This window comes from Tychonema sp. LEGE 06208, from assembly GCF_015207505.1.
Classification (GTDB): domain Bacteria; phylum Cyanobacteriota; class Cyanobacteriia; order Cyanobacteriales; family Microcoleaceae; genus Microcoleus.
The window spans coordinates 1-19486 of record NZ_JADEWT010000043.1; the positions used below are offsets into that span (position 1 = coordinate 1).

Here is a 19486-nt window from a genome sequence, read left to right on the forward strand (position 1 = left end):
ACTGCGACGGTGAGGAAGTTGGCTCCTTCGAGGTAGGAGCTTGCCAAACCGTGGGTGTACCAGGATGTGACGAAGGTGGTGCCGGTCAGCCAGCCACCGATGGATAGGTAGGCGCAGGGAAATAGCAAGATGCCAGACCAGCCTACGAAGACGAAGCGATCGCGCTTGAGCCAGTCGTCGAGTACATCAAAGATGCCTCTTTCGGTCTGGGCGCGTCCGACTGCGATTGTCATAGTTATAAAATCCTCTTGCTTGTTAAAAGACCAAGGTTTCTAATTAAAGTTAACATAACTATATATTATAAGTTGATAAAATTTCAACTAAAAGACCAGAATTCCCCCACTAGATGCGTACTCCCCCAGTCGCGATCGGTTCCACAAGCGAGAAATTTGAGGTACTTCCAAGCCAACTGACTCGCTTTTCGCCGCCGCAGTTAAGGGTGGTTGAGGAGCCAGTCGCGCCAAGGAAGTGCGAGTGAGGTAGGCTAGTTGAATTAAAATTTGGCTTTAAGGCTGTTTAATCTTATGACTGCAAAAGCAACGACCTCGATCGATTCTATCCTCCGCTACGAGGTTTTGGGTTCCCGCCGCTTCAGCAATTACTGGTGGGCGACGATTGTCACCATTGGAGGGACTGGTTTCCTGCTTTCGGGCCTTTCGAGCTACTTGCACGTCAACCTGCTGCCTTTTGCTGACCCGACTGAGCTCATTTTTATCCCCCAAGGCATTGCGATGGGTTTCTACGGTGTCTGCGGCGTGCTGTTGGCACTTTACCTGTGGCTGACTGTTCTGTGGGATGTCGGCGGCGGATACAATGAGTTCGATCGCAAAACTGGTAACATTCGGATCTTTCGCTGGGGATTTCCCGGCAAAAACCGCAAACTTGATTTTACTTGCAAAACATCCGACGTGCAATCTGTGCGGGTGGACATTAAAGAAGGTCTCAGTCCCCGCCGCAGCATTTATCTCAAGCTGAAAGACCGCCGTCAGTTTCCCCTAACTAGAGTCGGACAGCCGATTGCTTTGTCTGATGTGGAAAATCAAGCTGCGGAATTAGCTCGATTTTTGCAAGTTCCCCTAGAAGGACTGTAGATATTTTCGATTTTCGATTGTTAATGTCTTGTCGTCTTGTAGGGTGCGCTTGGGCGCACCAAATCGAGAAATCTCGGAATTTAGAGATTGGGAATTGGGCATTTTCGATGGCAGAATTCGTAATGTCTTGTAGGGTGCGCTTGGGCGCACCAAATCGATAAATCTCGAAATTTAGAGATTGGGAATTGGGGATTGTCGATGATCGCAGAATTGGTAATGTTTAGTAGGTTGGACGGCGACGCACCAAGTCGATAAATCTAGGGTGCGCGTCGCCGTACACCTTACCCGGTTGAAGGAAAATGAAAGTGAAAATACAAATGCAAATGCAAATGCAAATCAAAATTCAGCGGTGGTTGTTCTCACTTTTAATAATTGGTGCGCTGTTTGTCGGGGGATGCGGTAGTTCCCCGCAGGCTAACTCCACTCCGACACCGAATCCGGTGTCTGGTGAAAGCATTTCTTTGACTCCACCTCCGTCTCCTTCTAATGCTGTGGCGGTGAGTTCGCAATTTAGCAATTTGCCGCGTTTGGAAGGAAAAGCAACGGTGGTGATGATGGTCAAAGGTGCTCCAATTACGATCGAAGTTGACGGCACAAATGCGCCAATTACTGCGGGCAATTTTGTCGATTTGGTTCAGAAAGGTGTCTACGACGGGCTGGTATTTCACCGAGTCGTGCGGGAACCTCAGCCTTTTGTAGTTCAGGGCGGCGACCCGCAGGGTAAAGACCCTAAATTCCCTACGGCGCGGCTGGGAACTGGGGGTTTTATTGACCCGAAAACATCTGCAGAACGCAGGATTCCTCTGGAAATTAAAGCTAAAGGTGCTCCGAGTCCGACTTACAGCAAAACGCTAGAACAAGCTGGGGTTGCTGAAAAACCTGTGTTGATGCACACTCGCGGGGCTGTGGCGATGGCCCGATCGCAAAGTCCTGATTCGGCTTCTTCTCAGTTTTACTTTACTTTGACCGATGTACCGTTTTTGGACGGTAGCTATGCGGTTTTTGGGTACGTGAAGGAAGGGATGGATGTGGTTGATAAGATTGAAGCGGGCGATCGGATTGAGAAGGCTACTGTTACTCAGGGTTTGGAAAATTTTAAACCTGGTAGCTGAAGGTAGTCATTAGTCATTAGTCATTAGTCATTAGTCATTAGTCATTAGTCATTAGTCATTGGTCATTGGTCATATCAATTCCGGTTGTACTCATACATGACTGTTGACTGTTGACTGTTGACTCTATTTTATTATTCCGATGCAACCGGAAACGATATGATTAGTCATTAGTCATCGGTCATCGGTCATTGGTCATGAGTCATTAAGGATGAAGGATTGACTGACAAACTGGTGACTGATGATTTAAGGTGGGAGCATTTCATTTTTACATAAAGCATTTTTTGTTGTATTGCTGTCCTTGAAAAGCGAGCTATAGAAGGAGGCGAACTTCGGAGGACACTACATAAACCCAACTGAGATGCTCCATTACGGCTAAGTACAAAAATGGATGTTGTTGTTACTGGAATTGGTCTGCTTTCAGCTTTGGGGAATCTGAAAAATAGCTGGAAAAGACTGTTGGCTGGTGAGTCGGGAATTGAGATACATCAACCTTTTTTAGAAGTTGAACCGCGAGTTTTGGCTTTGGTTGGTACAAAACCTGCTGATTTAATAAGTTTAATTCTGCCTGTTTTAGCAGAGGCTTTGCAAGATGCTAATTTGACTTTGCCTTTGCGCGATTGCGGAATTGCGATCGGATCGAGTCGAGGATTTCAGGCAAATTTAGAAATGTTGCTAAGAGGAAAGAAGCAAGAAGGAAGGGAATTCCCGATGCCCAATTCCCAATTCCCAATTCCCAATGCCCAATTCCCAATTCCCAATGCCCAATTCGTGGATTTTTTGCCTCACATGGGGGCGATCGCGGCGGCGAGGGCAATCGGCTCGACGGGGCCTGTGCTGGCGCCGATGGCTGCTTGTGCGACGGGCTTGCAGTCGATCGCCCGCGCTGTTGATTTGATCCGCACTGGTGAGTGTCAGCGGGCGATCGCAGGTGCTGTGGAAGCGCCGATTACACCGCTGACTGTGGCTGGATTTAACCGGATGGGTGCTTTGGCCGACACTGGCTGCTATCCGTTTGACCAACATCGGGAAGGCTTGGTGCTCGGTGAAGGCGGGGCTTTATTTGTATTAGAATCCGCCGAGCTGGCAAGCCGTCGCGGTGCTAAAATTTACGGGCGAGTTTCGGGTTTTGGCTTGACAAATGATGCTTGTTATGCTATTGCACCGGATATCGGGGGGGAAAGTGCGATCGCGGCGGTAAATCAATGTTTGAAACGCAGCAATTTAGCAGCCGTTGATATCGATTTTGTTCACGCTCACGGTACTGCAACTGATTTAAACGATCGACAGGAAGCACTGTTAATTCAAAAATTGTTTCGCCCTGGAGTTGCTGTTAGTTCGACTAAGGGGGCTACTGCTCATACTTTGGGAGCTTCGGGAGCCTTGGGCGCGGCTTTTTGTTTGATGAGTATTCGAGATGGGATGTTGCCGCCTTGCACCGGCCTGAAAAAACCGGGGTTTGAATTAGATTTTGTTCGCTGCAGGCGATCGACTCTGGTGAGAAATGCGATTTGTTTGAGTTTTGGCTTTGGCGGGCAGAATGCTGCGATCGTCTTATCTGGCGATCGTTAATTTTTGGCAATGCCAGTCGATCGACATTTAAATTGTGCGCTCTCTCTAAAGTTAAAATCTTGTAATGCCTGCTGCAGAACTCGATCGCACATCTAATGAAAAGCTCAAAAATATTACCATATTTATGGATTTTAGTCAATTAGCTAAGAATTTGCGCGAGATTGCTGCTGCTGTCTGAGTCTGGCTCTGCATTCCGGCGATCGCCCTTTCCCGGCCAGGGATGCCAGAACATAGAGCCAGATTCAAGCAGTATTGTCTTTTATCAACCCATCGATGCCGATCGGCGAAAATAGAAAAAATAAACTGTTTAAATTAAGCATTAGGTACTATCTCATGGATCTGGCATCTCATCGATTTATCTCTTATTTTGAACCTCTGCAAGCTGCTCACCTGTGTCAAATAGCTGTATTGGAGAGTTTTGCTGAGGAAACGCTAGTTTTTGACGAAGGAGAAGCGGCCGATTTTTTCTATCTAGTTTTAGCAGGTGCAGTCGAGTTTAGCAAGCGGATTGAAAATAATAAATATCAAGCTATTGCTATCGCTAAGCCAGACGATTTTTTTGGCGAACTCGGAGTTTTAGACGGAGAGCCTCGCAGTGCTAGAGCTGTGGCATTTGGCGGCTCGACTTTGGCAAAAATAGGTCGCCAAGAACTAATAGCAACTCTAGAGTTGGCTCAAGGCAGTTCCGTCCTGCAAATGTTTAATTTCATTATTAAAAACCTGCGCGATACTACAGATCAATATGTTAGCCAGTTCGTACACAAACAAAAAATGGTATTAGTCGGAGAAATGGTGAGTACAATCATTCACGATTTCAAAAGTCCTTTTACGGGAATTAAACTCTCCAGCGAAATGCTCAAAGAAATGCACCCCGATGAGGAAACTCAGGAGTGGTGCGAACTTATTCAATTACAAGTTCAGCGAATGTTGGGGATGGCTGAAGAAGTATTAGAATTTTCGCGCGGTAACTCTACATTAAGTAAAAAACCAATCAATTTAATCCAGACGTTGCAGCAGTTTGAAAAATTGAACAGAGTTTATTTTGATGCGGCAAAAGTAGATTTAGTGCTGCGGGTAACAGAAGTAATAGTGGAAGCCGACGATAATAAGATTTTGCGCGTTTTGCAAAATTTAGTTGGGAATGCTGTTGAAGCTTTTGGCGGGCGCGGCGGGCGAGTTGAGATTATTGTGACACAAAGCGAGGAGTGGGCAGAAATTAGCATTTACGATAACGGCCCCGGCATTCCCTCATCAATTAAAGACAAGTTATTTGAACCGTTTGTGACCTACGGGAAGCGGACTGGTACTGGTTTGGGAACGGCGATTGCTAAGTCGATTGTTGATGCTCACAAAGGAAAAATAACCTATGAATCGGACAATGAAAAAGGGACAACTTTTTACATCCGATTGCCAATCAATATTGTAGAATCGGAGCAAATTTAAGTAGCATACAGATATCGAGATTTTCTCAATTTTCGTGAAATATAATGTGTAGCCAGTGGCAAAATCAAGTAGAATTTAATTAATGAAATGCTAAAAATCTGATGCCAGTTACTATTCAAACCTTACCCGCAGAAGTTATCAATTTAATTGCCGCCGGCGAAGTGATTGACTCGATCGCCGCTGCGGTACGAGAATTAGTTGAAAATTCTCTGGATGCTGGTGCAACTCGCATCGTTGTGTCTGTCTGGCCCGAACAGTGGCGGGTGCAAGTTGCAGATAACGGTACGGGGATGGATCTGGAAAATTTGCAGCAGGCGGCTTCGCCTCACAGTACGAGCAAAATTACCACGGAAGCAGACCTTTACAAAATTACTACTTTGGGATTTCGCGGGGAAGCTTTGCACAGTTTGGCTCAGTTGGGCTGTTTGGAGGTTTTGAGCCGATCGAACGATTTGGGATTGGGCGATTTTTGGAAAAATCGAGAGTCTGCACCAAACCCGGCCAATTCATCGTTTAAGAAGGAAGCAGTTAAAAATGCTCGATCGGGCTGGCGGGTGGTTTACAGCAGGACGGGCGTTGCTGTAGAGGTGGAAACAGTGGCGATCGCGCCTGGTACGGTAGTCACTGTGTCTGATTTGTTTGGCAATTGGCCTGTACGCCGCACGTTTTTGACTCCGGCACAGCAAATGCGATCGATCCAATCAATCATTCAGCAAATTGCTATTTGTCACCCGCACGTTAATTGGCAGTTGCGTCAAGGAAATACTGCTTGTTTCTACGTCACTCCTAGCAGTACAGCGGAACAAATTTTACCTCAGTTTGTGCGCGGCGTGCGAGCAAGCGATTTGCAATATTTAAAGTTAGATTTGCCTTCAGTTTCTGAAAAGAATAAATTGCCAGATAGTTTCGCACAGGCGCAATTATTTTTGTCAAAAACAGGGGCGAGTTACCAATTCCCAATTCCCGATGCCCAATTCCCAATTCCTAATTCCCAGTCTCTGGAGTTAGTAATTGGTTTGCCCGATCGCTGTCACCGCAGGCGGCCAGATTGGGTGAAGGTGGCGGTGAACCGGCGGGTTGTGCGATCGCCCGAATTAGAGCAAACTATTCTCAGCGCCTTCGCCCGTACTTGTCCGCGCGATCGCTATCCCGTGTGTTTTGTTCACCTGCAAATCTCCCCATCAGAAATCGACTGGAACCGCCACCCGGCTAAAGCGGAAATTTATCTGCACGATCCGAGTTTTTGGCAAGCACAAGTTAGCGCGGCAATCGATCGGGCTTTGCACTTGAATGATGAAGTTTTGCCAGCGCCACATATTCCCGATCGCGTGGGACAATTGCTGAAGGCGTCGGAACAAAAAAGTGCTTATAGTGTAGGAATTGGCGATCGGCCAAACGATGAAGGCGGCGAAGATCCAAAAAATCCTAAAATAGGATTGATGGAACTGAGGGCGATCGCACAAGTTCACAATACTTACATTGTGGCGGAACATTCCAGCGGAATGTGGTTGATAGAACAACACATCGCTCACGAGCGCGTTTTGTACGAGAAATTGTGTGCCGCTTGGCAGCTAAAACATCTCGAAAAACCAGTAATTCTCAGTCAATTATCGGCGCTGCAAATTGAGAATTTATCCCGCTTGGGTTTGGAGGTAGAAATATTTGGCGAACAGCTATGGGCGGCGCGAGAAGTGCCTGAATTGTTAGCCGATCGAGATGACTGTGCGGCGGCGCTTTTTGAACTCAGTAAAGTCGCAGATTTGCAAGCTGCTCAAGTTGCTACTGCTTGTCGCAGCGCTATTCGCAACGGCACTTCTTTGAGTCTTTTGCAAATGCAAAATTTGTTGAATGAATGGCAACAAACTCGCAATCCGCGCACTTGTCCCCACGGCAGACCTATCTATTTTGCTTTGGAAGAATCGACTCTGGCTAGGATTTTTCGCCGCAGTTGGGTGATTGGTAAAAGTCACGGGATTTGAAGGTGTGCGTTACATACAAAACGGCTTTTTTTTACCGCAGAGGGCGCAGAGAACGCAGAGAGGAGGAAAAGAGAGGTTTTGTTGAGGGTTTTTTGGGTGACAGGATATGCTGTTTTTTTTTACCGCAGAGGGCGCAGAGAACGCAGAGAGGAGGAAAAGAGAGGTTTTGTTGAGGGTTTTTTGGGTGACAGGATATGCTGTTTTTTTTTACCGCAGAGGGCGCAGAGAACGCAGAGAGGAGGAAAAGAGAGGTTTTGTTGAGGGTTTTTTGGGTGACAGGATATGCGGATAAAATGTTAATTAATGTTGAGTAAATTATTATTATGGATTTGACGATCGCCCGACAACTTTTTTACCAAGAAATTAATCAGCCAGACAACTCGATCGACCTGGCGAAAGCTGCTTTGTATGTGGCTTTGGAGGAATACCCGAATTTAGAGCTTCAAGCGTATTTAAATGTTCTCGATTCGATCGCCGATCGAGTGCGTTTGCGCCTCCCGCCACAGAATTATCCGCTGCGGATCATTCAAACTATTAACGGCTATTTGTATGAGGATTTGGAATTTTCGGGCAATGATGCTGATTATTATGACCCCCGCAATAGCTTTTTGAATCAAGTGCTCGATCGCCGTACTGGGATTCCGATTTCTTTATCTCTGGTTTATTTGGAGGTTGCTAAGCGCATTGATTTTCCGATGGTGGGGATTGGGATGCCGGGACATTTTTTGATTAAGCCGGATTTTGAAGATGCTGGGATTTTTGTGGATGCGTTTAATGGTGGCGAGATACTATTTCCTGAAGATTGTCAAGGGAGACTTTCTCAAATTTACGGTCAACCGATGGAGTTGCAACCGGCTTTTCTCGCCCCGGTAAGTACGCGGCAGTTGTTGGGGCGAATGCTGGGAAATTTGAAGGCGATTTATTTGCAGCAGCGTGATGCTTTGAGGGTGTTGGGAGCGATCGAACGGATTTTGCTGTTGTTTCCCGATGCGCTGTTGGAAAGGCGCGATCGCGGAATTCTTTTCTATCAAATGGGGCGTTTTTCTGAGGCGCGGCACGACTTGGAACTATACCTGACAAATGCTCCGAATGCTGAGGATGCTGCTGCAATTCGCCAATTGCTCGCAAGGCTCGATCGGAACTAAGTTAAATGGGCGATCGCACAACATCGCACCCCAAGCTACACTCGATAAGTTTTACAAAGTTCGATCGAATTTTTGCAAATCTGGACATAACATATAACCGAGAAATTAACACCTATCTTTTGATAGGTTACATTTGCTCGACCTGACTGTAAAATATTATGTCATTTACGGAACTCCTGACTCCACTTTCTCGACTGATACCCGCAGAGGCGATCGATCGAAACTGTATTTTGACGTAAAGAGGCACAAACCCATGAACTTTAAGTTTCAACAAAATTATCTCAACGGAATGCAACCACAGTCAGCCCATTTTACTAAAAAAATGTCAAAGTCTTTATCATTAGGTTTGGCACTTTTAATCTCGACAAGTGCAGTATTTCTGAACAGCAGCAAAGCCTTTGCACTAGACAATGTTACAGTAAAATACGGTGCTGTTGACGTAACTTTACCGATGAGCGATTTGCAAAGCTTTGCACAAACCGGCCAAGCATCACCTCAATTGCAAAGCGTTCTGAATCTGGCGAAACAAAAACCCGAAGCGGTGCGCGAAATATTAACGCGAGAAGTGGCTTTAGATTCCCAATTAGTAATGCGGCTGGCAAATACTTATTTTGGGGAAATTGTTTTCAAAGAATTGGGCGAGGTTGCTTATACGCCGACAACTCGGCTGCAAAGCGCGCCGGCACTGCGCGATGCTTTAGTCGCAGCTTCTAAAGATGGCAAAATATCGCTGATCGAAGTGATTCAAAATTACGGGCCTACCGCTTTAGAAGTGAATGGAGATCAAGCGATGGTAATCTATCAGCGAGTCATCAAAGATTTGCAAGATATGCAGGATATCTATAAGAATTCCCCAGCTTTGCAAAATACTGCTGGTCAAGCAAGGCAAATGATTTGTCAGCCAAATTCATCGCCGGGGGCTGGGAAGTAAATAATATCTATTACGGTTGCACTCATACATAATTGTTGACAGTCAACAGTCAACAGTCAACAATCATGTATAAGTGCAACTGGAATTGGTATTACCTATTAGCTATTACTAATTTTTTGAGATAATTGCTCCGCTACTCGTTTGAGTCGGCGGAGTTGGTCTTTCATATCTTTTTTTGTCAAAGAAGCTGCAAAGCTATTGAAACCAAATTTAATTAAAGGATTGGGGATTTGAAATTCAAAGCGGTTAATCAAAAGAGTTCCTTGGATGTGGGGCTGGCATTCCCAACGATCGCACCCTTGGAAAAATCCGTCAAACCCCCAAACAATTAAACCGGGTTGTCGCTCTAACACGACGCTGTTTAAAGTGGGTTGCAAAACCGGAATTTTTATGATGAACAAGCTGCGGCTTCCCACAGCAGTATCCCACTCGCCCTCTGGTTCGCAGCGCAGCATGGGATTGAGCCACTTGTGCATCAAAGTGCGATCGACTATACAGCGCTCCACCAAGGTGGCTGCAGCGCCAATTTCAATTGATTGCTCGAAAACTTGACGAATTGACATGAAAACCTGCAAGCTAGAAGCGTATTCTGACAGTTTTTTATCTGCCTTGTCAAATGTGACGTCAACCTGAGAAAAAAATGAATCAAACTTGGCAAGAAATAACTCAACAGATATCTAGTCCAATAGCGGTTATGTCCGATGGCTTACGCCCCGCTACGCTACGCCTTTTGGCGCAAGTCCAACCCACCCCGAATCCCCTGACAGATGCTGAACGCGGATTTAACGATTTTGTGGTGAGTTCAAACCTGGAAAATCTCCTCTGGGCGATCGGTATCCTGCTAATTGGCTTGATCGTATCAGCCCTTGTCTCATCTTTAGTCGGGGGATTGCTCAAGAAGACTACCATAGACAACCGACTGGCTGGTTGGATTACTGGCCGCCCCGCAGGAGAAGGCTCCCCGCAAGTGGAAAAATGGATTTCCGCTGCGGTATTCTGGATCATTTTTATCTTTTTCCTAGTTGCCTTTTTCAACCGGCTGAATCTAACGGCTGTCTCGCAACCCCTCAATACTTTTCTCAATCAAATTGCTGGTGCTTTGCCGAAGTTAGCTAAAGCCCTAATTTTTCTGGGGATTGCTTGGGTGTTGGCGACAATTGCCAGATTGGCTCTATCGCGGGCGATGCGGACTTTTGGCGTAGACGAGCGCTTGAATCAGCAGGTGGGGAATGCACCAAGCGAGAATCCTTTGCTGCTGAGCGAGACTCTGGCGAATGCGCTGTACTGGTTCATTTTTCTGCTGTTTTTGCCGTTGGTGCTCGAATCACTGGATTTGCAGCAGGCTTTGCTACCAGTTAATAATTTGCTCAACCAAATTTTGGCGGCAATTCCGAAAATCCTGGAAGCTTTGCTGATCGGGTTTGTGGGCTGGCTGCTGGCTCAAGTGGTGCAGCGGATTGTTACGAATCTGCTGGCTGCTGCTGGGGCGGACAGTTTGGGCGCTCGGTTTGGCATTTCCCGGAGTTCGGGCGGACAATCGCTGTCGTGGATTATCGGTACGATCGTCTACGTGTTGATTTTAATTCCCACGGCGATCGCAGCTTTGAACGCTTTGGACATCCAAGCGATTTCGCTGCCGGCCATCGCGATGCTCAACACGATTCTGGGCGCGCTTCCCAACATTTTCACAGCAGCCATAATTCTGGCAGTTGCTTACATTTTGGGGCGCTGGATCGGCGATTTGGTGACTAATATCTTCACCGGAATTGGGTTTAACAATATCTTTTCTTGGTTGGGAGTGCAGCCGAAACAGCCGCTGCGACTACCGCCGAGTTCGATCGATCCTGAAGCAACGATTCTGCAAGAACCGGATCTGCCGGCCCGCACGCCTTCGCAATTTGTCGGCATTGTGGTGCAGGTAGGCATCATGCTGTTTGCTGTGGTTGCTGCTACCGACGTGCTGGGGATTCCGGCGCTGACGGCGATTGTCAGCGGTATTGTGCTGGTTGCAGGTAGGGTGCTGGCCGGTTTGGTGGTATTTGCGATCGGCTTGTATTTGGCGAACCTAGCGTTTAGTTTGATTGCTAGTTCTGGAACTCGCCAAGCGCGGTTGTTGGGCCAAACGGCTCGCATCGCGATTATTGCTTTTGTTTCGGCCTTGGCGCTGCAACAAATGGGCATTGGCAGCGATATTGTGAATTTGGCTTTCGGGCTACTGCTAGGGGCGATCGCAGTTGGAATTGCTCTAGCCTTTGGTTTGGGTGGGCGCGAGATTGCGGCCAACGAACTTCGCCAATGGTTAGCGTCGTTTAAACAAGATAAAACGCCGCGTTTGTAACTCTATAAAATGGCGTTTGTCAAGGACAAACGCCATTTTTTTATAATTAGTCTATCTCACCTGCTAAGATAAAATCAGCGAGCATTGAGGAGACTTAAACCGTGACAGTTATCACTCAAATCGAAGAAGAAATAGAATATCCCAGCAGCGACGGAGAACCGATGGCGGAAAGCGATATCACCCGCGATTACATGACTTACGGCGTGGAAGCTCTCAAGCTGTACTTTCAAGGGCGATCTGATGTATACGTCTCAGCAAATTCTTTCGTATATTACGAACAAGGAAATAATCAAGCAGTTGTTGCACCAGATGTCTATGTAGTGTTTGGAGTAAAAAACAGGCAAAGAGATAACTACAAAGTCTGGAAAGAAAACGGCATAACCCCGCAGTTCGTTCTAGAAATAACATCGGAAACAACTCAAGAAAAAGACCAAGAAACCAAACCGGAGATTTACAAAAAACTGGGAGTAACAGAATACTTTCAGTACGATCCTTCCGGGGATTATCTCAACCCAATACTGCAAGGAGTGCGTTTAGTCAACAACCAGTACGAGCCAATTGAAGCCAACAATATCAGCTTCGATACGCTGTGGCTGTACAGCGAAGTATTGGGACTGGAATTGCACGTAATTTCAGGAGAATTGAGGTTGAGAAATCCTCAAACAGGAGAGTTTCTCAAGACTCATAGGGAAGAGCAACAGGGGCGATTGGCGGAACAACAAGGGCGATTGGCGGAACAACAAGCGCGGCTGGCAGCCGAGTCAGCTTTTCAACAATCCGAACAAGCGCGCCTGACAACCGAATCAGCATTGCGATCGCTTGTTTCTCAACTGTTAAATTCGGGAATGAATTTAGCGCAAGTCGCGCAAATGATGAATTTACCAATATCGGAGGTGCAGCGATTAATCGGAGAAAATGAATAGATTTCTTCCGTAACTATTGTGGGGTACACGGGGATCATCTCAGTTTTAGATTTGTAGCAATCGCAAATTCTTGCTTTTCTTCCTGATGACTAATGACTAATGACTAATGACTAATGACTAATGACTGAGAGGGCTGGTTTTGTCCTTTTTTAGTCATTTGTATCATATATCCTTAGCTAAACCCGCCCCTACAAAATGCTAATGACTAATGACTAATGACTAATGACTAATGACTAATGACTAATGACTAATGACTAATGACTAATGACTAATGACTTCTGCTATTCACAACCTCGGATCGACAGGTTCGCTCTCCATCGCTAAAACTCCGAAAACGCACTCGTGAACTTGTCTCAAAGGAGCGCCCGCCACAAATCTCTCCAATGATTCTACACCGAGAGCAAACTCTCGCAACGCTAAAGAACGCTTCCCGGAAAGCCCGCGCGATCGCAATTTTTCCAAATGCTCCGGCAAAGAATATTCCAAGCCGTAAATAATTCGCAAATACTCTTTACCGCGACATTTGATCGCAGGCTGTACCAGTCCTTTGCTATTGTTCACAATAAATTCCATCGGTTTAACCACCATCCCTTCGCCCCCAGCATCAGTCATTTTTTCCCACCATTGAATCCCTGCCAATTGACTGTCAAGATCGGCAATTCTAACTACTTTGTATTGAGTAGCTAACAGCAATTCTAGGTCAAAATTACAGATTTCTGCTATCTGTTCCATGTGCCAGCAGTGATTTTCGTCAGTGTGAACTTTTCCCTCGGTTGCCAAGATGTGGAAAGGCGCTAACTTGAGGTCAGATATGGATTTTACGGGCCAGCAGTAGCGCTGGTAGGCATTGACATAGCGATCGGCTAAATCGGCTCGTTCCCGGTAGCTAGCCAAGACAGAATCAACTGCAACTCCCCGCTGTTTTGCCTTTTCTAGCTGCTGAATCGCCTCTGCAAACCCGTGACGGGATGCGGTTCCCACGGCAGCATATTGTTCTTGCAATAAACCTTGAGCTTTGGCAGACCAAGGCATTAATTCGCTGTCCAAACAAACCCAATCAGTTTTAAATTTATCCCAAAAATTGCTGGCAGAAAGAGCGCGATTTACCCGCGTTAAAAACTCTGTTTCTAAGGTATAATTATCGAAGAAATGCCGACCTGTACGGGTGTAACAAATGCCAATGCTGTTGTTGAGAATCCCGAAGCGCCGTTTAGCCGCCGATTCATCTTGACAAACAATGACAACTGCACGGGAACCCATGTGCTTTTCTTCGCACACAACTGTCGATACGCCCTGCTGTTGGTAGTAGTTAAAGGCTTCGGCTGGATGTTCTAAAAGTCCCGGTTCTTTGGATGTCGCAGCGGGAGACATGGTGGGCGGCAAATAAATCAGCCATTTGGGATTGGCGGCAAATCTGCTCATTACTTCCAGGGCTGCGATCGCATTTTCTTCGCGAATTGCAATGTTACGTTGCAGCCTTGTTGAAATCATGCGTTTTCCGAGCACGTCGGAAATATCCAGCACATCGTCAAACTGCTGTTGGGCGGTCAGATTTGTGGCGAGAAAACTGTTGTCTGGAGTTGCAATGGATGGAAATGCGATCGGTTTGGCAGGTTCGCAGTAAATCATCGCAGCAGGAACGCTGACAAATTCTCTTTCGGGATATCGCAAAGCTGTTAGTTTGCCGCCGAAAACGCAGCCCGTATCAATATCAACAGTATTGTTCAACCATTCTGTTTCGGGAATCGGGGTATGTCCGTAAACAACAGCAGCTTGACCTCGATATTCGGCGGCCCAATTATAGCGGACTGGTAAGCCGAATTCATCGATTTCGCCTGTGGTTTCTCCGTACAATGCGAAATCTCGAACGCGGGCCGATGCGCGTCCCTGAAGTTCTGCTTTCATTCCGGCGTGGGCGACGACTAATTTGCCACCGTCGAGGACGTAATGCCCGATTAAACTATCGAGAAATTGCCTAATTTCGCTAACTGCTAATTCGCGCAATTCATCGGGTAAATCTGCAATTTCTGCTAAGGTTTGTTCGAGTCCGTGGTTGATTTTGACATTTTTGCCGCTGAGTTTTCGCAGTAATTTGATGTCGTGATTTCCGGGGACGCACAATGCTGTTTCTGCTGCTACCATGTTGCGGACGAGTTTGAGGGTGTCGAGAATGCGCGGGCCTCGATCGACCAAATCGCCCAAAAACACGGCTTTACGCCCTTCTGGATGGGCGTAGGTGGGATAATCCCAAAAGCCGGATGCGCTGGATTGTCCGACAATTTGATAGCCCAACTGTTGCAGCAATTGTGACAATTCGCCGCAGCAGCCGTGAATGTCGCCGATGATGTCAAAGGGGCCTGTGTCCTGTTTGCGGTTGTTCCACAGCGGTTGTCGCTCGATTTGGGCTGCTGCGATGTCCTCTGGGGTGCGGAGGATGTGAACGTAGCGGAAGCCTTCGCGATCGAGATTTCGGAGGGATCGTCTTAAATTCTGAACGTGGCGGCGAATGACATGATTCCCAAAATTGCGGTTTGGACGCTGTTGATTGCGATCGGCACACAATTTCTCTGGCAAATCTAGCACAATTGCTACTAAAAAGCAATGATATTTTCGGGCTAATTCCAACAAAGGTTTGCGGCTTTCCGGCTGAACGTTCGTAGCATCAATCACAGTTAATTTACCCGCAGCCAGACGTTTAGCAGCGATTAAATGCAGCACTTCAAAAGCATCAGCGGTGGCCGCTTGATTGTTTTCATCATCGGAAACCAGGCCGCGGCAGTAATCCGATGAAATGATTTCTGTCGGTTGGAAATGCTGGCGCGCAAAGGTGGATTTGCCGGAACCGGATGCACCGATGAGGAGGACTAGGGATAGTTCGGGAATGGTAATTTTCATTTAATATTATTCAGCAAACATCTGTACCAAAGTATCTAAAACTGCTTTTTGTTCGTCAGCGCCGATTTGACCCAGATATTTAACTAATCTATTTTTGTCAACAGTCCGAATTTGATCGAGGACGATTTGCCCATTTTTGCCTTGAAACTGGCAAACTATCCGGCTGGGATATAGTTGCCCCTTCGTTGTCATTGGAGCAATGATGACAGTGGCAATGCGCTGGTTCATATCATCTGGTGAAATTACCAAACAAGGTCGAGTTTTCTGAATTTCACTGCCAACAGTGGGGTCGAGATTAACTAGAAAAACATCAAAACGTTTGATTACCATTCCCACTCAACCTCATCCCACTCAGTAGTCGTGAAATCATCAAGCAGGACATCATCATGTTGCTCAGCCATTTTTGCGAACGCTTCATCCCAACCGGCCCGTGGTTTTAGGGCTCCAGAAATGACTAACCAGCCGGCACCAGGTTTCTGGGCTGCACGAATGACGATCCGATCGCCCTGAACTTCGATTTCTACTGCTCCGCTAATACCAATTTGCTCTAACCAAGATTTGGGAATGTGAATGCCCTGAGAATTGTCAATTTCAACGATCCGGGTTTGAATAGATTTACTCATAGCTGAAGCCTGCATTTTTTCAACTTTAACTATATTGTAAGCACAAACAGACTGTCGAGATTATTTTGACTGGGTGAATATTGCCATTTGCGTAGGCGAACCCACTTCTAAATCCTCGGTTCCAACGGATCGAAACTCTACCCCAAAACCAAACCGTTCAGCAACTCCATTCGCCCAAGCCTGAAACTCCCCGCGCGTCCATTCAAAACGGTGATCGCGGTGGCGAAATTTGCCCGTAGGCAAGTTTTCAAACCGAACATTATATTCAACATTGGGAGTTGTGACGATCGCAAATTTCGGCCGCACAAACTCAAACAAAACCCGTTCAAAAGCAGCCAACCGTTCTAAATCCAGATGTTCGATCACTTCAATCACCGTTGCTGCGTCAAAATCTGTCAAGCGGCTGTCCCGATAAATCAGGGAACTTTGGATCAATTGTAAGCGAGATTGCTGTGCAGGAGAAAAGCGATCGACCTGCAATCGTTCCTTGGCGATTTCCAACGCCCGAAAAGACACATCGACTCCAGTAATTTGGGCGATCGCACTTTCAGCTAAAAGCAATCGTAACAGTTTTCCCTCACCGCAGCCCAAATCTACCACTCGCTGAGCACCGCTGGCTTTTAAAACAGTCATCACAGCTTCTAAACGCTGTTCGTTGAGGCTAATTCGCTGTTCTAAAACTTCCTCTTCTAAAGCACGAGAAACTTCGAGTTTTTCGGGATCTGTATTATCTTCTTCTGCTAATTGTGCAACAGCAAGGCGCGTCAAGCGGCGCTGGCGTTTCAAATAGCGATCGGCAATTTGTTCGCGGGCGGGATGCGCGTTCAACCAACCTTCACCGTGACGCAATAACTTCTCGATTTCATCATCGCCCACCCAATAATGTTTATCGTCGTCTAAGACAGGAATTAGTACATAAAGATGGCTCAACAAATCCGCCAACCGCACTGTATTTTGCAATTCCACAGCAAAGTAAGGACTCGCGCCCCACTCGGGAAATTGCTCGTCAAGAATCAGCGGTTTTGCTGTGACTTGATAGCCAAGCGGCTCAAACATTTGGCGCAGGAACTTCTCGCCGCCACGACAGGGTAAAACCGACAGCTTAACTGTCAACGGAAGGGCAGTTTCTGCGAGTTCCGGGCGGTCTTTGCAGCGCCCAGATAGGGCGGTACTAAAGACCTGGGCGAGGGCGACACTGAGAAAGGATGAGGCAACGTAGGGGCGATCGTTAACGTATTGTTCGAGCGGGCGATCGCCCGATTTCGACTTTCCCCGCACCAAAGCAACCGGATCGACATCTAACAGCAAAGCCGCCGTACACTTGTCTGCATTTGCTTCAGGATAAAACACGCTGGCTTGTCCGAAAGTCATCGGGAAGCATTGAAGGCGATCGGGATGTTTGTGCAGCAAATAGCCCAAATCTGTAGCAGGGACGCGAGTTGTGGAGATAGTTAATAACATAATATTAGGAATTGGGCATCGGGCATCGGGCATTGGGCATTGGGCATTGGGCATCGGGCATCGGGCATCGGGCATCGGGCATTGGGCATTGGGCATCGGGAATTGGTGTTTGTTATTGCATAATTGCTTCTTCTGACTAATGACTAATGACTAATGACTAATGACTACTGACTACTGACTACTGACTACTAACTAATGACTACTGACTAATGACTACTGACTACTGACTAATGACTACTGACTAATGACTAATGACTACTGACTACTGACTACTGACTACTGACTACTGACTACTGACTACTGACTACTGACTACTAACTAATGACTACTGACTACTGACTACTGACTACTGACTACTGACTACTGACTACTGACTATTAAGATTGCTGTTTTTCCCCACTCCCCAAATTCAACTTAGCCCGCAACTCATCCTTAATCCGATTTAAAATAGAATCCTCATCCAAAGAAGACAAAATCTTGCTCACAACAGCCTTCGGCCCATCATCTCCCCAAGAAGCACCATTAGCCAAATAAGCCTTAGTAACTTGACCGATTCCGTAGCAAGAAACCCCAGCAATTGCAGCTTGAGTCACAGCCACAGAAAGATAAGGCCCCAAGGCCAAACCTCCCGTCGCCGGTGTCGCCAAACCCAACAATCCTTTCAAAGAACTTAAACCCAAATTAGCCAACAATTCCCCCGCAGTAATTCCCCCCATACTAATCGCAATCTTTTGCAGCAATTCCACCGCCCCCGCTTCCGTCATCGCAATGCCGTAAACTTTAGATAAAGTTAAGATCATCACCACATCAATTACCGCACCGCTGAGAATATCAACTACAGTAACTGGATTTAGGGCGATCGCCACAGCTTTAGTCATTACCCCATTCCAGATAATCCGGTTAGCCGCGTCTTCTCTAATCTCCATTTTTCGCTGCACCAACTGCTCGTTAATATCCCCCGCACAAAGCATCGTATTCAGCGCCACCAAAGATTTTCCTTCCCGGTCTAAAATCTCCAAAATCTTTAATTTTAAATCCTCAACTTGTGGTAAAGTACGAGTCATTTGCACGCTCATACTTCCGTCGGGACGGCGCACCGCCCGCGCCGTTAAAGGTGAAGCTGCAGCCATCACAATTTCATCGGGAGATAACAATTCTCTCACGCGATCGTCCCGAATTTTGTGATAAATTGCCAGCCTATCTGCATCGGGATACTGGTCAATTTTATTGAAAACTAATAACATCGGTTTTCCGGCTTCCCGCAACTGCGAAAGTGCTTGATATTCCACTTTCGTAATGTCGCCAGCAACTACAAACAATATCAAATCGGCTTGTTTTGCGACGCGGCGGGCTAAAAGTTCGCGAGTTTCGCCGTCAACTTCATCTATTCCCGGAGTGTCGATTAATTCTACTTGCGATAAACGGTAAATAACTGGCGAAAATCGTAGCGTAGCGGGGCCTAAGCCATCGGGTAAATCGTCATCAATACCATCTCCGACATCCCACTGGCCAATAGTTGTGGTACGAGTCACCCCGTGAGTCGGGCCAGTTTCAAACACATTTTGACCGAGTAGCGCGTTTAAAACCGAAGATTTCCCCCTTCCCACCATCCCAAACACAGCGATTTGCACGCAAGCGCGCTCTAGCTTGTCCAGCATGGTTTCCAAGCCGCCAATTTCCGGCTCCAGTCCAGTTCGCTCTTGTGGTGTCAAGTCGAGATTTTCTACTATATCTCGCAGAGCATCTTTAGCGCGGCGCAGGTTGAGTTCTGCTTGAATGTCTGCGAAACTTAATATTGTGTCGTCTAATTCGCGATCGACATTTGAGAAATCCGATACTTCAGTCATTGTTACCTGATGTTATAGCTTTGCTTTACTTAAAGTTTTAACCGATATGATGCCATTCTAGCTTTTTCCGTCTGCTTTGTACATTAGGGTACGGCAATGGCGTGTTTATAATCCGGGTAGGGAGACAGA

Annotated in this window: 15 protein-coding genes and 1 pseudogene; 9 read left to right on the forward strand and 7 right to left on the reverse strand. The window is 46.7% G+C overall.

The window, feature by feature from the left end:
- Window positions 1–233: pseudogene (locus IQ263_RS13265) on the reverse strand (photosystem II D2 protein (photosystem q(a) protein)); the annotation flags it as partial.
- Window positions 234–524: 291 nt separating this feature from the next.
- On the opposite strand from IQ263_RS13265, the gene IQ263_RS13270 reads away from it, so the two are divergent.
- The 7 genes from IQ263_RS13270 (at window position 525) to IQ263_RS13300 (ending at window position 9270) form a co-directional block, all read left to right on the forward strand.
- Window positions 525–1091 carry a photosystem I assembly protein Ycf4 gene (locus tag IQ263_RS13270; RefSeq protein WP_194012996.1) on the forward strand — a complete coding sequence of 189 codons (567 nt, stop codon included), beginning with the start codon at window positions 525–527 and terminating at the stop codon, window positions 1089–1091.
- 323 nt (window positions 1092–1414) lie between these two features.
- Window positions 1415–2203, forward strand: coding sequence for a peptidylprolyl isomerase (locus IQ263_RS13275; protein WP_442922537.1), 789 nt, complete (start codon window positions 1415–1417; stop codon window positions 2201–2203).
- A 384-nt stretch (window positions 2204–2587) separates the two neighbouring features.
- Window positions 2588–3772, forward strand: coding sequence for a beta-ketoacyl-ACP synthase (locus tag IQ263_RS13280; protein ID WP_194067842.1), 1185 nt, complete (start codon window positions 2588–2590; stop codon window positions 3770–3772).
- A 333-nt stretch (window positions 3773–4105) separates the two neighbouring features.
- Complete coding sequence (locus tag IQ263_RS13285) at window positions 4106–5215, forward strand: ATP-binding protein (protein WP_194067843.1); 1110 nt, start codon at window positions 4106–4108, stop codon at window positions 5213–5215.
- A 101-nt stretch (window positions 5216–5316) separates the two neighbouring features.
- On the forward strand, window positions 5317–7194 hold the full coding sequence (mutL, locus tag IQ263_RS13290; RefSeq protein WP_194067844.1) for a DNA mismatch repair endonuclease MutL: 1878 nt from the start codon (window positions 5317–5319) through the stop codon (window positions 7192–7194).
- 323 nt (window positions 7195–7517) lie between these two features.
- Complete coding sequence (locus tag IQ263_RS13295; RefSeq protein WP_194067845.1) at window positions 7518–8339, forward strand: SirB1 family protein; 822 nt, start codon at window positions 7518–7520, stop codon at window positions 8337–8339.
- Window positions 8340–8592: 253 nt separating this feature from the next.
- The gene (locus tag IQ263_RS13300) at window positions 8593–9270 is read left to right on the forward strand and encodes an alpha/beta hydrolase (protein ID WP_194067846.1); all 678 of its coding nucleotides are present in this window, start codon (window positions 8593–8595) and stop codon (window positions 9268–9270) included.
- A 98-nt stretch (window positions 9271–9368) separates the two neighbouring features.
- Here the strand turns inward: IQ263_RS13300 and IQ263_RS13305 are convergent, their stop codons facing one another.
- Entirely contained in the window at window positions 9369–9833 is a 465-nt protein-coding gene (locus tag IQ263_RS13305) for an SRPBCC family protein (RefSeq protein WP_194067847.1), read from the reverse strand.
- Window positions 9834–9910: 77 nt separating this feature from the next.
- Here IQ263_RS13305 and IQ263_RS13310 point away from each other — a divergent pair, with 77 nt between their 5' ends.
- A complete protein-coding gene (locus IQ263_RS13310; RefSeq protein ID WP_194067848.1) occupies window positions 9911–11608 on the forward strand; it encodes a mechanosensitive ion channel in 1698 nt (565 codons plus the stop codon).
- A gap of 101 nt (window positions 11609–11709) precedes the next feature.
- Complete coding sequence (locus tag IQ263_RS13315; protein WP_194067849.1) at window positions 11710–12531, forward strand: Uma2 family endonuclease; 822 nt, start codon at window positions 11710–11712, stop codon at window positions 12529–12531.
- Between the two features lie 285 nt (window positions 12532–12816).
- On the opposite strand, the gene IQ263_RS13320 is transcribed toward IQ263_RS13315, so the two are convergent.
- From IQ263_RS13320 to IQ263_RS13340, 5 genes are all read right to left on the reverse strand, one after another.
- Window positions 12817–15426, reverse strand: a complete 2610-nt coding sequence (locus IQ263_RS13320; RefSeq protein WP_194067850.1) for a polynucleotide kinase-phosphatase — start codon at window positions 15424–15426, stop codon at window positions 12817–12819.
- 6 nt (window positions 15427–15432) lie between these two features.
- The gene (locus IQ263_RS13325) at window positions 15433–15756 is read right to left on the reverse strand and encodes a type II toxin-antitoxin system PemK/MazF family toxin (protein WP_194067851.1); all 324 of its coding nucleotides are present in this window, start codon (window positions 15754–15756) and stop codon (window positions 15433–15435) included.
- Entirely contained in the window at window positions 15750–16049 is a 300-nt protein-coding gene (locus tag IQ263_RS13330; RefSeq protein WP_194067852.1) for an AbrB/MazE/SpoVT family DNA-binding domain-containing protein, read from the reverse strand. Before IQ263_RS13330 ends, IQ263_RS13325 begins: the two co-directional genes overlap by 7 nt.
- 60 nt (window positions 16050–16109) lie before the next feature.
- Window positions 16110–17606 (reverse strand): 3' terminal RNA ribose 2'-O-methyltransferase Hen1, encoded by a 1497-nt coding sequence (locus IQ263_RS13335; RefSeq protein ID WP_228050022.1) that lies wholly within the window; start codon window positions 17604–17606, stop codon window positions 16110–16112.
- A 281-nt stretch (window positions 17607–17887) separates the two neighbouring features.
- Entirely contained in the window at window positions 17888–19357 is a 1470-nt protein-coding gene (locus tag IQ263_RS13340; RefSeq protein WP_194067853.1) for a GTP-binding protein, read from the reverse strand.
- Window positions 19358–19486: the final 129 nt, after the last annotated feature.